Source organism: Kribbella sp. VKM Ac-2569, from assembly GCF_004216905.1.
GTDB lineage: Bacteria > Actinomycetota > Actinomycetes > Propionibacteriales > Kribbellaceae > Kribbella.
In genome coordinates, this window is the sequence record NZ_SGXJ01000009.1 from 75,317 (window position 1) to 89,925 (window position 14,609).

General features: G+C 66.7%; 15 protein-coding genes. 8 read left to right on the top strand and 7 right to left on the bottom strand.

Annotated features, from left to right (window positions below):
* Positions 1-249: 249 nt before the first annotated feature.
* From EV649_RS39490 to EV649_RS39505, 4 genes are read right to left on the bottom strand one after another with little or no spacing between them, the layout of a single operon-like run.
* Positions 250-1,080, bottom strand: coding sequence for a carbohydrate ABC transporter permease (locus EV649_RS39490; protein ID WP_130388862.1), 831 nt, complete (start codon positions 1,078-1,080; stop codon positions 250-252).
* Positions 1,077-2,042 carry a sugar ABC transporter permease gene (locus EV649_RS39495; protein WP_130388863.1) on the bottom strand — a complete coding sequence of 322 codons (966 nt, stop codon included), beginning with the start codon at positions 2,040-2,042 and terminating at the stop codon, positions 1,077-1,079. The genes EV649_RS39490 and EV649_RS39495 overlap by 4 nt, the downstream gene beginning before the upstream one ends.
* A 4-nt stretch (positions 2,043-2,046) precedes the next feature.
* Positions 2,047-3,495 (bottom strand): extracellular solute-binding protein, encoded by a 1,449-nt coding sequence (locus EV649_RS39500; RefSeq protein WP_130388864.1) that lies wholly within the window; start codon positions 3,493-3,495, stop codon positions 2,047-2,049.
* A complete protein-coding gene (locus EV649_RS39505; RefSeq protein WP_130388865.1) occupies positions 3,492-4,307 on the bottom strand; it encodes an IclR family transcriptional regulator in 816 nt (271 codons plus the stop codon). Before EV649_RS39505 ends, EV649_RS39500 begins: the two co-directional genes overlap by 4 nt.
* A 110-nt stretch (positions 4,308-4,417) precedes the next feature.
* Here EV649_RS39505 and EV649_RS39510 point away from each other — a divergent pair, with 110 nt between their 5' ends.
* The 4 genes from EV649_RS39510 to EV649_RS39525 are packed head-to-tail and all read left to right on the top strand — an operon-like array spanning position 4,418 to position 7,812.
* Positions 4,418-5,323 (top strand): dihydrodipicolinate synthase family protein, encoded by a 906-nt coding sequence (locus EV649_RS39510; protein ID WP_130388866.1) that lies wholly within the window; start codon positions 4,418-4,420, stop codon positions 5,321-5,323.
* Entirely contained in the window at positions 5,323-6,453 is a 1,131-nt protein-coding gene (locus EV649_RS39515) for a mandelate racemase/muconate lactonizing enzyme family protein (RefSeq protein ID WP_130388867.1), read from the top strand. The genes EV649_RS39510 and EV649_RS39515 overlap by 1 nt, the downstream gene beginning before the upstream one ends.
* Complete coding sequence (locus EV649_RS39520; protein WP_198682951.1) at positions 6,450-7,181, top strand: SDR family oxidoreductase; 732 nt, start codon at positions 6,450-6,452, stop codon at positions 7,179-7,181. The genes EV649_RS39515 and EV649_RS39520 overlap by 4 nt, the downstream gene beginning before the upstream one ends.
* On the top strand, positions 7,174-7,812 hold the full coding sequence (locus EV649_RS39525) for a DUF624 domain-containing protein (protein ID WP_157996408.1): 639 nt from the start codon (positions 7,174-7,176) through the stop codon (positions 7,810-7,812). The genes EV649_RS39520 and EV649_RS39525 overlap by 8 nt, the downstream gene beginning before the upstream one ends.
* On the opposite strand, the gene EV649_RS39530 is transcribed toward EV649_RS39525, so the two are convergent.
* The 3 genes from EV649_RS39530 to EV649_RS39540 all read right to left on the bottom strand — a co-directional run bounded on the left by EV649_RS39530 (position 7,748) and on the right by EV649_RS39540 (position 10,794).
* Entirely contained in the window at positions 7,748-8,548 is an 801-nt protein-coding gene (locus tag EV649_RS39530) for an IclR family transcriptional regulator (RefSeq protein WP_130388870.1), read from the bottom strand. The genes EV649_RS39525 and EV649_RS39530 overlap by 65 nt on opposite strands.
* A gap of 162 nt (positions 8,549-8,710) precedes the next feature.
* Entirely contained in the window at positions 8,711-9,541 is an 831-nt protein-coding gene (locus EV649_RS39535; protein ID WP_130388871.1) for a phosphoenolpyruvate hydrolase family protein, read from the bottom strand.
* A gap of 26 nt (positions 9,542-9,567) precedes the next feature.
* Positions 9,568-10,794, bottom strand: a complete 1,227-nt coding sequence (locus EV649_RS39540; protein WP_130388872.1) for a Tm-1-like ATP-binding domain-containing protein — start codon at positions 10,792-10,794, stop codon at positions 9,568-9,570.
* A gap of 40 nt (positions 10,795-10,834) precedes the next feature.
* On the opposite strand from EV649_RS39540, the gene EV649_RS39545 reads away from it, so the two are divergent.
* The 4 genes from EV649_RS39545 (at position 10,835) to EV649_RS39560 (ending at position 14,596) form a co-directional block, all read left to right on the top strand.
* Positions 10,835-12,280 (top strand): PLP-dependent aminotransferase family protein, encoded by a 1,446-nt coding sequence (locus EV649_RS39545; protein ID WP_130388873.1) that lies wholly within the window; start codon positions 10,835-10,837, stop codon positions 12,278-12,280.
* A 109-nt stretch (positions 12,281-12,389) separates the two neighbouring features.
* Positions 12,390-12,749 carry a cupin domain-containing protein gene (locus EV649_RS39550; RefSeq protein ID WP_241999252.1) on the top strand — a complete coding sequence of 120 codons (360 nt, stop codon included), beginning with the start codon at positions 12,390-12,392 and terminating at the stop codon, positions 12,747-12,749.
* Between the two features lie 27 nt (positions 12,750-12,776).
* Positions 12,777-13,688 (top strand): sugar ABC transporter permease, encoded by a 912-nt coding sequence (locus tag EV649_RS39555; protein ID WP_130388875.1) that lies wholly within the window; start codon positions 12,777-12,779, stop codon positions 13,686-13,688.
* Entirely contained in the window at positions 13,685-14,596 is a 912-nt protein-coding gene (locus EV649_RS39560) for a carbohydrate ABC transporter permease (protein ID WP_130388876.1), read from the top strand. The genes EV649_RS39555 and EV649_RS39560 overlap by 4 nt, the downstream gene beginning before the upstream one ends.
* The last annotated feature ends 13 nt before the right edge of the window (positions 14,597-14,609 follow it).

Here is a 14,609-nt window from a genome sequence, read left to right on the forward strand (position 1 = left end):
CAGGTTTTATGTCCATACTACGGATTGTCAATCCGCATAATGCTAGATCCGGCCGCCTCACGGACGCGCCGGCGGGCCAGTGACCCCGACGTCGGCGGCGAACAGATGACCGCTACCCGGGAACGGGTGATTCACGCCGAGGGAGGCAATGGTGATCACCAGCGTGCTGCCTTGGAAGCACACTGCGGTCGCGTCCTGGCATCAAGCCGGGATGATTCGCCTTGCAGATAAGAGGTTGCAGAGATCTGGTCAGCTCTTGACCGCACCAGCGATCCCCTCGACGAAGGTCCGTTGCAAGAACAGGAACACCACTACGATCGGTACGACGCTGATGCAGGCCGCGGCCGCGAGTCCGGTCCAGTCGGTGGTGTCCTGCCCGTAGAACCCGTACATACCGACGCCGAGCGTACGCAGGTCCGGGTTGCCCAGGGTGAACACCAGCGGGATGAAGAAGGCGTTCCAGGCGCCGATGAAGTTCATCAACGCGACCGTGCCCATCACCGGTTTCGCCAGCGGCAGCATCACCCGCCAGTACGTGCGCAAGTAGCCGGCGCCGTCCATCCGCGCAGCTTCTTCCAGCTCCTTGGGGATGCCACTGAAGAACCCCATGAACAGCAGCACCGGTACGACGAGCGCCGGGCCCGCCTGCGCGAGCGCGGCACCGAGCAGGCCGTTGCCCAGCCCGAGGCCGTTCACCACGATGAAAGTCGGGATGATCGTATAACCGTGCGGCACGAACATCGTGGCGATCAGCACACCGACGAGCACCTTCTTGCCCGGCAGCCCCGGTCTCGCCAGCGCATAGCCCGCGGTCGATGCCACCAGGAGCACCAGGATCACGACCGCGATCGAGAAGGTGATCGTGTTCGCCGTATAGGTACTGAACTTGGCCGTCGTCCACGCCCGCGCGAAGTTGTCCAGGGTCGCCTCGTCGGGCAGCAACGAGAGACCGCCGATCAGCATCTCCCGCGGCGTCTTGAAGGCCGCCGAAACCATCCAGACGAACGGATAGATCCAGACCAGACAGAGCGGGATCAGCAGCAGGTGCCAGATGTTTCGCCTCAGCACGAGCCTGTTCATGCCTTGCCTCCACCCAGTCGCCGCCTCAGGAAAGGTGCCTGGAGCAATGTCACGACCAGCGTCAGCAGCCCGAACACCACACCGGCTGCCGAGGCGAATCCGTACCGCGGCGCCTGCAACGACGGATCGAAGGCGTAGCGGTAGATGTACGTCGGTACCACGTCGGTCGCATAGTCCGGTCCACCCTCGGTGACGGCCCGGACGAGATCGAACGTGTTCAGGCTGCGCTGGAACACCAGCAGCAGGATCACGATCGCGATCGGCGTCACCACCGGCAGCGTGACGAAGCGCAGGGCCCGCCAGAAGCCCGCACCGTCGATCGCCGCCGCTTCCTGCAGATCCTTCGGCACGGTCTGCAGCGCGGCGAGCCAGTAGATCAGGGTGATCCCGAAGCCCTTCCACACGTCGATCGACAGCAGCGTCGGCAGCGCGGTCGACGTACTACCGAGGAAGTTGACGGGCTGGTCCACCAGACCGGTGTCCAGCAGGATCCGGTTCACCAGCCCCCCGGCCGGGTCGAGCAGGATGGCGATCACGATCCCGATCACTGCGGTCGTCGCCACCACCGGCAGGAACAGGACCAGCCGGTAGAGGTTGCGGAACCGCAGCCAGCTGTTGTTCAGCAGGATCGCCAGGACCAGCGCCAGCGGCAGCTCGACGAAGATCGCCGCGAGCGAGAAGACCAGCGAGTGCCAGAAGGCTCGCCAGAACGAGTCTGCTCCGAGCACCTCGCGGAAGTTCGCCAGTCCGACCCAGTCCGACGGTGTGCCGACGCCGTCCCAGTTGAAGAACGAGTACCACCAGCTGGCGATCATCGGCCACACCGTGAAGCCACCGAACAGCAGCACCATCGGGATCAGGAACAGATAGCTCCACAGGTGCTTGCGGAACCGTCCCGGCCGGCGTCGCGACGTGCCGGCGACCGGGATCTTCTCGAGCGGACGCTCGACGGTCGTCGTCATGCGGTCAGCCTCCCGGTGTGTAGTCCTTGAGCGGGTCCCAGCCGGCGAAGGTCAGATCCTTGGCGGAGCCTTCCTTGCCCTTCGCCTTCAGGTCGGCCGTGGTCTTGTCCAGGTAGCCCTGTAGGTCCTGGTCGAGTTTCGCGGCGGCCGGCGCGAACGGCTGGTTCTTGATGATCGAGCTGAACGAGGCGTCGGTGTACTTGAGATCGGGCTTCGCCGCCAGCGCGTCCGTCATCGCCCGTCCGCCCGTGGTCGCGAGGGCGGGGTTCGGTGCACGGCGCATGGTCTCCTGCGCCACCTTCAGGATCGCGGCCTGGTCGGGGTTCTTCTCGGCCTCCGACTTCCAGGCCCCTTCGAGTGCGGTGAGGGTGCCGAACTTCTTGTAGTAGGCGTTGTGGAAAGGCTCCGAGGCGAGGAAGTCCATCACCTTCCAGCTCTCCGGCTTGTGCGTCGACTTGGCCGACATCGACCACAGCGGGCTGAACGACTTGGTGAGCGGCAAATACGCTCCGCGCCCAGCAGCGGGAACGGGAAGTCCGGTGATGCCCATCTTGATCTCGGGCGCGAGCTTGCGGACCTCGGCGACGTGCCACGGCGGCGTCGGATACATCGCCAGCCGACCGGCGGCGAACTCCTTGAAGGCTCGGCTGCCGTCCCAGCTTTCCCAGCCCGGCATCATTACCTTCGCCGCCTGCATCCGCCGGTGCAGTTCGACGGCCTCCAGCAGACCGGGGCTCGAGGTGGCCGGCTTGCCGGTGCGGTAGTCGATCCCAGTTGCCGGCACGGAGTACGGGACGGCCGTATCGGCCAGCATCTCGACACCTACCGCCTTTGCGGCGGTCGGCGCGTAGCCGAAGTACTTGCCCTTGCCGTCCGCGGTGACCTTCGTGGCCATCTGCTCGAGGTCGGTCCATGTCTTGGGCGGGCCGTCGTACCCGGACTTCTTCAGCAGGTCCTCGTTGTAAAGGAACACTCGCAGCGTCGACCAGGGTCCCCACACCAGCGGTAGGCTCATCAGTTTGCCGTCACGGTGCAGGCCGGACGTCGCCGGGTCCATCGAGCCGGCCGGGAACCGCTTCAGGAAGTCCGGCGTGACGAACTCGTCGAGCGGCGCCACCCAGCCGCGAGCCGCCATCCGATCCATGCCGTCGTCCTGGGCCCGGAAGACGTCCGGCGCGTTGTTCTGCTGGAACATCAGCTCAACCGCGTTCAACTGCTGATCCGACGGGTTCTCCACCACCTTCACGGCGATGCCGGGGTTCGCCTTCTCGAACTCGTCGAACTGTTGCCGGTAGAACTGACTGGCGCCTGGTGGGTCCGGCACCAGCGCGACGGTGACGGTGACCTTGTCGGTGGCGTTGCTCGAGTCCGGGCTGCCGCCGACGAGGTTGCACCCCGACAGGGCAAGGGTTACCGCGCACGCGAACGCGGCGAGGGCAGGGCGGATCTTCATGATCGGCTCCGGAGGTCGTGGCGCCTGGGCGCCGAGATCTGTTGGTCTGCCGGGCCGTGGTGGCCCAGCTGTGAGTTGATGGCGTCGGCGGTCTCCATCACGAGCCGGGAGAGCTCCAGCTCGCGAGCCGGAAGGTCGACGAAGCTTGACGGACCGGACAGTGACAGTGCTGCGACCACCCGGCCGGTCCGGTCGCGCAGCGGTGCGGCCAGGCAGGACCGGCTGAGCGACAACTCCTCGGTCTCGGTCGAGTAGCCCTGCCAGGCAGCTTGTTCGACCGCGGCCGCGAGTACGTCGTGGTCGGTGATGGTGCGCGGGGTGTATCGCTCCAACTCCCCGAGCAAGTCGCGACTCTGCTCCACCCCGAGCAGCAGGCACTTGCCGAGCGCTGTCGCATGCAGCGGATTGCGCCGCCCGATCAAGACGAACGAACGCGGTGCGAACTGTCCCTCGAAGTTGCAGAGGTAGAACAACTCCGCCCCACGGCGGACAGCGACATTGACACCGAGCCCGGTTTCGGCCGCGAGGGTTTGCGCTCGCTGCCGAGCCGCATGGTGCACAGGATGACCGTTCAGCGCCACGCCGGCCAGGGTGATCAGCTCGGCGCCGAGCCGGTACTGGCCGTCGTCCCGCTCCACGAATCCGGCCTGCTCGAGGGTGCTCAACAGCCGCGACGCGGTGGACTGCTGCAGCTTCGCCAACTTGGCGACCTCGGTTACGCGGAGCGTCCCGGTGCCCGCGAAGGCCCGCAGTACTGCGGCCGCTCGCTCGACGCTCTGGTTGGTCCCCGCCTCATTGCCCACAGACTGCATCCTTTGCAGAGATGATGGACGATGTCATCCACTATGTGGCAGCCTTACGCACATAGTGGATCTCGTCAAGCATCCATCGGATATCGAATGTTGACACTGAGGAGCGAGCCATGAATACCGTCCACGGTCTGGTACCGATCCTGGCCACGCCATTCCTCCCGGACGGCAGCCTGGATCTGCCGGGACTACGCCGACTCACCGCGTTCCAGCTGGCCAGCGGCGTCCACGGGGTCGCCGTCCTCGGGATGGCCAGTGAGGCCTTCGCTCTGACCGCGGCCGAGCGCCGCCTGATCACGACGACGGTGGCCGAGGTGATCGCCGGTGCGGTCCCACTGGTCGCCGGGGTAGCGGCGACGTCGACGGTAACCGCCGTCGAGCAAGCAACCGAGGCAGCCGCGGCCGGAGCCGACGCAGTCATGGTGCTGCCGCCGTTCATGGTGGCCCCGAGCCCGGCTCAACTGCCCGACTTCTACGCCGCGGTGGCCGCAATCGGTCCTGAGGTCATGGTGCAGGATGCGCCCGGCGCCACCGGTGTCGTGATGTCACCGCAGCAGATCATCGAGCTCAGCAGAATCACCGGAGTCACGTCGGTGAAGGTCGAGGCGCCTCCCACCGCGCCGAAGGTCGCGGCCGTGGCTGACCGGATCGACGAGTCCGGATTCGTGGTACTGGGTGGACAGAACGCGCAGTTCCTGCTCGACGAACTGGCGGCCGGCGCTGTCGGTTCGATGCCGGCCTGCGAGATCCCCGACCTTCTCGCACCGGTCCTCGCCGACTGGCAGGCCGCCCGGTACGACGATGCTCGCGCGAGGTTCGACCGCCTGCTGCCGTTACTGGTGTACGGCTTGCAGCCCGGGCTCGCGTGGGCGGTCCACAAGGAGGTCCTGGTACGTCGCGGCCTGATTGACCACGCGACTGTCAGGGTTCCGGCCCGCGACCTCGACATCAGATCGCGCGCCGGGCTGACTGCGATACTCGACCGGCTTGGGATTACTTCACTGACAGGAGTTCGCTGATGCCGACCATCACCGACGTAGAAGTCTTCCCGCTCGTTCTGGCCGGGCCGGACGCGCCAGCGCGCAGCTACTCCACCAAGCCGCCCTGGCCGAGCATCTACGCCTCGTCACGCGAGGCGCTGCTGGTGAAGCTGACCGCGGACGACGGTTCTTTCGGGTGGGGTGAGGCCCTGGCGCCTGTCGCACCAGAAGTTCCGGCGAAGATCATTGAACTTCTACTCAAGCCCGCACTCCTCGGGGCAGACCCCACAAGGGTGCGCCCGTTGGTGAACAGCCTCCGCGCCTTGATGCGAGAACGCGGCCACCTCGGCGGCCATCAGGGCGACGCCGTCGCCGCGGTCGACGTGGCGTTGTGGGACCTAGCCGGCCGAATCACCGGGTTACCTGTCCACCAACTCCTCGGAGGAGCTCAGCGCGACGTAGTACCGACGTACATGTCCGGCCTGCCGGGCAAGAAGGACAGCGAGCGCGTTGCCTACGCCCGCGACTGGGTGGCGCAAGGTGTACGGCAGGTGAAACTAGGTCTCGGGTACGGCGTGCGCGCGGATCTGGCGACTGTCGAAGCGCTGCGCGGCGTTCACGACGACCTGTTGGTCGCAGTAGACATCCACGGCGTGTACGACGTCGCGGACGCGGTCCGGCTGGGTCGCGGACTGGACACTTTGGGCGCCTGGTTCCTGGAGGCACCTGTCGGGTTCGAAGACATCGCTGGGCATGCTGAAGTGGCTCGACGGATCGATACCCCGGTAGCGATCGGTGAGAGCTTGCGGCACCGCCAGGAATTCCGGCCCTGGCTGCAAGGCGGGGCCGCCGCGATCCTTCAGCCAGATGTCGGCCGGACCGGAATCACCGAACTGCTGGATCTCGCAGCTGTGACCGAGACCTGGTCCACGCCGCTCGCCCCGCACCACTCATCGGGACTCGGCATCATCATGGCCGCGAGCATCCACGCGTCCGCTGCGGTGGCGAACCTGTTGGCCTACGAGTTCCACTCGATGCTGTTCGAGCCGGTCAACGACGTGCTGCGGACACCTCTGGAACCAGGCACACTCGGCTTCGCCGTACCGGCCGGGCCTGGCCTGGGCATCGAGGTCGACGAGGACGCCGTACGCGCTGGGTGCATCCGGTGACCCGCCGGGCGCTGGTCATCGGGTCGACGACACCTATCGGTACGGCGATTGTCGCAGCGCTGGCCGCGGACGACTGCCACGTCGCCGGTGCAGCACTCGAGGACAAGCAGGTCGACGGATTGGATCTCCACCTGACGACGGACTGCTCTGACCCGGACGGAGCGGCTGAGGTGGTTGGACGGGTCGTGGCCGAGTTCGGCGGACTCGACGTCCTGGTCACGGCGGCCGGCCGGATGCCGCTCGAGCCGGCCCACCGGACCACGGACGCGCAGTGGTTCGAGGCATTGTCGAACACGTTGGACACGTTCTTCTTCCCGGTGCGGGCTGCGCTGCCGCATCTGTTCAAGAGCGATGCGGCAGCCGTCGTAGCGGTGTCGTCGGTGAACACACTGGCTGCTGCCCCTTGGGCAGCTGCCTACACCGCAGCCAAGGGCGGAGTGGACGCACTGGTCCGGCAACTCGCCGTGGACTACGGCGGCCGTGGCATCCGGGTGAATGCAGTCGCCCCTGGAATGGTCGGTGGCGCGAACCTGCCCGATGCGGCGGCCGGCTACCCCATCGGCAGGACGATCCTGCCGACCGAGGTCGCCGACGCTGTGACCTTCCTCGCCGGACCAAGAGCTTCCGGCATCACCGGCGTCGTACTCCCAGTGGATGGCGGTCTGTCCATACTGTCCCCCGCAGCGGTCGGTCGGGCCGACCTTCGAGCAAGGCTGCGGGATGCCTGAGGTCGAACTGACAGGGCGAGCAGCACCTCTTTACCGGCTGCTCGACTGGCCGATGCGGCTGGCCCTGGTCACGTTGCTGTGGCTACTGGGGGTCGCCGCCGGGCTGGTCATCGCCGGAATCGCTCCAGCCACCTTGGCGAGTCACCAGGTGTTGATATCTGGAGAGGCGGAGGTACGGCTGTGGTCCCGCTTCTGGTCTGCCTGGCGTGCTTGGTTCGTCCGAGGCCAGGTGGTTCTCGGCCCCCCGCTGGCCACGGTATGGGTGCTGGCGTTCTACCTGGCCGCCTCAAGGCAGACTCTGTGGGCGTGGCCGCTCTCGGTGGTGACACTTGGCTATCTGGTCTCGCTCTGGTTGCTCCCCGCCGTAGCTGTCACGGCTAGCCAGCTGCGGGCGAAAGACCTGTGGCTGTTGACGCTGCACCTCACCTGGCGTCGTCCAGCACTACCTCTCGCGGGGACCGCAGGACTCATCGCACTGGCTCTCGCTGGGTGGTACGTCGTACCGGCCGCGCTGATGTTCTGGCCGGCTGGCTCGGCCCTCGCAGCCGTGCTGGTGGTACGGCGGGTCAGCCGACCGCCGCGGACGCGTGGTATCCAAGACCCGACGAGATCTGATCCGCCTGCTCGATGACCTGCATGGCGAGCGACTCTTCACGGTTCGCGAGGTCCATCGCCGACAGCGGACCAGAAACCGACAAGGCGGCCACGATCCCTCCGGTGCGGTCGCGGATCGGCGCCGCGAGACAGGCGCGGCCGAAGGCCAGCTCCTCCAGCTCCAGGGCGTAGCCACGCTCACGCACCTGCCGGAGCATCTTCTCCAGCTCATCAGGGTCGGTCACGGTGTGCGGCGTGTACCGCGGCAAGTCGTCACCGAGAAGCTCCTGCCATTCCTCTCGCGGCAGCTCACTGATCAGCGCCTTGCCGATGGCTGTCGCGTGCAACGGACCGGTCCTGCCGACCAGAGTCGATGAGCGACCGGCCGCGCGCCCCTCGAAGTGGCACAGGTAGAACATCTCCGCACTACGGCGCTCCGCGACATTGGCACCGAGGTTCAGGTCGGCAGCGAGGTTCTGCGCGACCTGGCGCGACTGCTGATGCACAGGCATCTCGTTCAGGCCGATACCCGCCAGCGTGATCACCCGCGGACCGATGCCGTACAGGCCACTGCGCTGGTCATAGGCCAGGAACCCGAGCGCCACCAAAGCAGCGACCAGCCGGGACACGGTGGACTGACCGAGCCCGGTCGCCTGGACCAACTCCGACACGCGACGCTGCGGATGCGCCTCGGTGAACTCGGACAACAGCGACAGTGCCCGCTCGACACTCTGCGTTCCCGGCCCACTTTCACGCCCGATCGCCCGCGCCACAACACACCCTCTCGCTGATTATGGTTTCCTCATCCACATCGTAGATGCCCAGTCGCCAACAAACCAGCAACCACCCGCACTGAGGGTCGCCCGGCGTCGTCGAGGCCTTGGACGCCGCGAACACCCCGTCCTGCTGGTCGTACGTGACCACATCCGGCGGCCTCAGAAGGTGATTTCGGTGAATGCTCGTGTCTGCTCGATGAGGGCTCGTTCGACCGGCAGGCGCTCCATCGAGGAGGCACCGTAGAAGCCGTGTACGCCGGTGGTCTTGCGGAGCACGTATTCGGCATCGCCTGGTTCCGCGACGGGACCGCCGTGCACGAGCACGATGACATCGTCGCGAACGCTTCGGGCGGCTTCGGACCACGTGTTGCACAGCTGGACACAGTCATCGAGATTGCGGGCGGTCTCGGCGCCGATGCGTCCGCCGGTCGTCAGACCCATGTGGCACACGATCACATCGGCTCCCGCACCGGCCATCGCGATCGCGTCCTCGGCAGAGAAGACGTACGGCGTCGTCAACAGTTCTTGCTCGGCCGCGAGCCGGATCAGCTCGACCTCCTGCTGGTACCCCATTCCGGTCTCCTCGAGATTGACGCGGAACGTGCCGTCGATCAGGCCAACGGTCGGGAAGTTCTGCACTCCGGAGTACCCGGCCCTGACCAGATCCTCCAGAAAGGACGCCGGCTGAAGAAACGGGTCGGTCGCGTTGACGCCGGCGAGTACCGGCGTCCGCTCGACGACGGTGACGATCTCGGGAGCCATCTCGAGCACGATCTCGTTCGCGTTGCCGTACGCGAGCAGGCCGGCCAGCGATCCACGGCCAGCCATCCGAAAGCGCCCCGAGTTGTACACGATGATCAGATCGATCCCCCCGGCCTCCTCGCACTTGGCCGACAGGCCGGTGCCCGCCCCGCCGCCGACGATCGGCTCGTGCCGCTCCACCTTGCCGCGCAGCCGCCGCAGGATGTCCTGGCGCTCGATTCGACCCATGCTCAGTCTCCCTCGTGATCTCGTGCTCACAACCGAGTGGCGCTGGAAATTGCCGCGTGCAGCCGCTGCACCATGGCGTCGGCGAACTCCACCGCGTTGATGTCACTGTTCAGCTCGATCAGCTCGACGCCGCTGTCACGCAGACCGGCCCGTACGGCGTCGAACAGCGCGACGTCGGCGTCCGGGTCGTAGAAGGCACCGTCCTTCACCGCGATCGCCGAAATGCCGTTCAGCGGCAGGAAGACGGCGGCGGGGCCAACCGACTTCGAGACCTTCGCAGCCAACTGGGTACCCAGCTCGCGGCACTCCGCGGGCGTCGTACGCATCAAGGTCGTCGTGGCGTTGTGGCGGTAGGTGAGGCGGCTGGCGAAGCGTTCCGGAACGGTCTCCGGAGGGCCGAAGTTCACCATGTCCAGTGCGCCGAGCGAGACCACGGCAGGTGTGCCGGTGCGAGCTGCGGCGCACAGCCGATCGGGGCCGGCGTCGAAGATTCCGCCGACGAGGTGGTCGGCGAGCTCCGTCGTGGTGACGTCGAGAACCCCGGCCAGCATGCCGTTCGACACCAGGCTCTCGAGCGTGCGCCCGCCGGCGCCGGTCATGTGGAACACCAGAACTTCGTAGCCCAGCGCCTCCAGCTGTTCGCGCGCCCGGGTGACACAGGGCGTCGTGACGCCGAACATGCTGGCTGCTACCAACGGCCGCTCGTCGTCCCGGGGCTGAATCGGCGCAGCGGTCACCATGCCCGCCATCGCCGCTGCCGCGTTGGCGAGGATGCGAGTCGAGATGCGGTTCAGCCCGGCGACATCGACGACGCTCGGTGCCAGAATCAGGTCCGTCTCGCCGACGTACGGCTGGTTGTCTCCTGCGGCGGCGGTCGAGACGATCAACTTGGGCACACCGAGCGGAAGTGGCCGGAATGCAGCTGCCGCAAGGGAGGTTCCGCCCGTCCCTCCCAGGGCCATCGCGCCGTGTAGCCTGCCTTCACCGTACAACTGCTCGACGACTCCGGCCGCACCGCGCGACATCGCCTGGACGGCCGCGCCGCGATCACCCGCGGCGGCGAGCCGGTCGAGATCCTCGCCGGCAACCCTGGCGACGTGGTAGCGATCGATCTGTGGGACGAAACCTGGCTCACCCAGTACGCCGCAGTCGATCATGATCACCTCGACCCCGAGATCGCGGAGTCGTTCGGCGACGAACCGATACTCAGAGCTCTTGGTGTCGAGCGTACCGACGAGTGCGACGGTGGCCATGATCTCCTCCCGAAGTCCTGTCCCATGATGGAGGACCGGTATGAAGCCAACGAGAGCCAATTCCGCCCGATTGGTCACTCCGCTGCCCGTCCATCAGATGGTCCGGTTGATGGGCGAGTGGGGCCTCGGCGACGGGGCTCTGCACACGCAGCTCGCGAGCCATCTCCGCATGCTCGTGGTCTCCGGAAAGCTGGCCGCCGGAGTCCGGCTGCCGTCCGAACGCGCGCTCGCCGAAGCACTCGATGTCAGCCGCAACACCGTCGGTGCGGCATTCGACGAGCTCCGCGGCGACGGCATCCTGACCAGTCGGCGCGGTGACGGCACCTACGTCAGCTCTGCCCGGCAGTTCCTCGGAGTCCGCGGCGACGACCGTTTCGAGTCCTTCCTGGCACCGGCCACCGGCGCCGGCCACCGCATCGACCTGCGCAGCGCCGCCCTGCCCGGCCTCAGCCTCGTGGTCGACGCGGCATCGGTCGTCGGTCCCGAGCTCGCGCCGCTGGTCGAGTCCCACGGATACCTCCCCGAGGGCCTGCCGGCGTTGCGAGTCGAGGTCGCCGGCTACTACAGCTCGATCGGCCTGCCGACCACACCCGACCAGATCCTGATCACCTCCGGCGCGCAGCAGGCGATGCGGATGGCCGCGGTGTCGATGCTCGAGCCGGGCTCGGTGGCGCTGGTCGAGGAACCGTCGTTCCGCGGCGTGATCGAAGTACTGCGTGCCGCCGGGGCGAGGCTTGAACCGGTCCGGCGGGGCCCGTACGGCATCGAGACCTCCGAGCTCGTCGCAGCCGTACGACGTTCCAGGCCGCGGCTGCTCGTGATGCAGTCGACGGTGCACAATCCGACTGGGACGGTGATCAACCCCGGCTGGCGACGGCAGCTCGCGATCACCGCGGAGTCACTCGGCCTCACGGTGCTGGACGACACCACGCTGGCGGACGCCATGATCGACGGTCCGCCGGCGACGCCGATGGCCGCCTGGGGCTCCAGCGTGATCACCGTCGGTTCGGTCAGCAAGTCGTTCTGGGGTGGCCTTCGCGTCGGCTGGCTGAGGGCCGATCCTGGAACGGTCGCGTCACTGGCCTCGATGAAGGCTGGCGAAGACCTCGGCACCTCATTGCTCGCGCAGGTGACCACCGCACGGCTGCTGCCCCGGATCGAGGAGGCCCGGGCCGAGCGCCGCCGGGTGCTGGGCGCGGCCCGGGACGTCGTACTGACCGCATTGGCGGAGTGCCTCCCGGAGTGCGAACCGGTTGAGCCGGTCGGTGGCGCGTCATTGTGGGTCCGGCTGCCGGCGCCGGTTGCAACCAGTCTCGTCCAACGGGCGGAGCGCCTCGGCGTACAACTGCTGCCCGGAACGACCTTCAGCTGCGTCGACGCGTTCGACGACCATCTGCGGATCGGGTTCGCGGCCGGCCACGATCAGCTGCGGGCCGGCGTACGGATGCTCACCGAGGCCTGGCGGATCGTCGGCAAGCGGGCTTAGGAGGCGCACCTAGTCCGTTCCACCCATGAGTGCCGAATTGGCACTGTCGCAGTTCCTGTCGTGCTCCCAGGATGACTGCAGGCGAACACATCGACGTCAGGAGCACATCGTGGGCCGTGGTGGATTGACCCCTTTCGACCAAGCCGTCGTCGAACCCCAGGACTGGGGCCGGCTCGAGTGGATGGTGTCGGGGGCCATCGGCAACTCCGACACGATGACGGTCGGTCGCTGCACGATCGAGCCTGGTCGGCAGAACCCGCCGCACTACCACCCGAACTGCGACGAGGTGCTGCACGTGATCAGCGGGACGATCGACCATCGGCTCGGCGAGAGCCAACTGCCGATGTCGGCCGGCGACACCATCTCGATCCCGGCGGGGACCGTGCACAACGCCCGCAACGTCGGGTCCGAGCCCGCGGTCCTGATGATCGCCTTCTCCACCCCTGACCGGAAGGTCGTCGGCGAGTAGCGACGACCGTGAGGCGGGGAGTTGACCATGAAGACCAAGCACGGCGTCAGCGGACAGAGCCGGCTCGAGCGTCGCTGGGGACTGCTGCTGGCGATGCCCGCCATCGTCGGGTTCATCGTCTTCACGCTGGTGCCGATGGCGGCGTCGGCGGTGATCAGCCTGACCGACTGGACCATCGGCTCGGCGGCGTCGTTCGTCGGCGTCGACAACTACCTGCAGATGTTCACCCGTGATCCGCTCTTCCTGAAGTCGCTCGGCGTCACGACGTACTACACGCTGGGCGCGGTGCCGCTGACGCTGATCGTCGCCTTCGCGATCGCGATGCTGCTCAACGCGAAGGTGCGCGGACTCGGGGTCTACCGGACCATCTACTACCTGCCGACGCTGGTGCCGAGCGTGGCGAACGCCGTCCTGTGGCTGTGGATCTTCAATCCCGACTTCGGCCTGCTGAACTCGACCCTGCGGCAGTTGGGGATGCCCACCTCCAACTGGGTGTTCAGCGAGGCGGCAGTGGTGCCGTCGCTGATCCTGATGAGTACCTGGGGTTTCGGCAACATCATGGTGATCTTCCTGGCCGGGTTGCAGGGCGTGCCGCGGCACCTCTACGAGGCGGTCGCGATCGACGGCGGCGGAGCGTGGCGGCAGTTCCGGCACGTGACGCTGCCGATGATGACGCCGGTGCTGTTCTACAACCTGGTCACCAGCATCATCGGCACGTTCCAGGTCTTCAACCAGGCCTACATCATGACGCAGGGCGGCCCGAACAACGCGTCGACGTTCTACGTGTACTACCTCTACACGACCGCCTTCACCAAGAGCGAGATGGGCTACGCGAGCGCGCTGGCTTGGGCGCTGTTCGTACTCGTCATGGTCATCACGGTGGTGCTGTTCCGCTCCTCGCGCCGCTGGGTCTACTACGAGATGGGAGCCGCCCGATGACCGTGACAACAACAGCGACCGCGGCCCCCCGCGAGAAGCAGACCGAGCCCAAAACCGACCCGAACTACCAGCGTCGCCGGCGGGCACGGCGCGTGCTCGTCTACGCCGTACTCATCGCCGGAGTGGTACCGACCGTACTGCCGTTCATCTGGCTGGTCCGTAGCGCGCTGATGGACAACAACCAGATGTTCATCGCACCACCGGAATGGATCCCACACCCGTTCGAGTGGGCCAACTTCAGCGGTGCACTGACCGCGCAGCCGTTCGCCCGGTACTTCCTGAACACGATGATCATCGAGGTCTTCACGGTCACCGGGACGTTGCTCACCTGCTCGATCGCGGCCTTCAGTTTCTCCCGGCTGCGCTGGCGGGGACGCAACGTGGTCTTCGGCATCCTGCTCAGCGGGTTGATGCTGCCACAGGCCGTGCTGCTGGTCCCGACGTTCCTGATGTGGGACGCCGCCCAGGCGATCAACACTTACTACCCGTTGATCGTGCCCGCCTGGTTCGGCGGGGCCGGCGGCGGGATCTTCAACGTCTTCCTGCTCCGCCAGTTCTTCCTGACCATTCCGTACGAGCTCGACGAGGCGGCGTACATCGACGGGGCGTCGCCGTGGCGGGTCTTCTGGCAAGTGATCGTCCCGCTGTCGAAGCCGGCCCTGATGGTGGTCGGGATCTTCACCTTCATCCGGACCTGGAACGAGTTCCTCGATCCGCTGATCTACCTCAACGACAGCAGCAAATTCACCCTCGCCCTCGGCCTCGCCTCGTTCCAGGGCACCTACAACGCGCAGTGGGGTTACCTGATGGCCGCGGCCACCGCCACCATCCTGCCGATCATCCTGCTGTTCTTCTTCGCCCAGCGTTACCTCATCGAGGGCGTCACCCTCACCGGGGTCAAGGGCTGATTCCTCCGCCGAT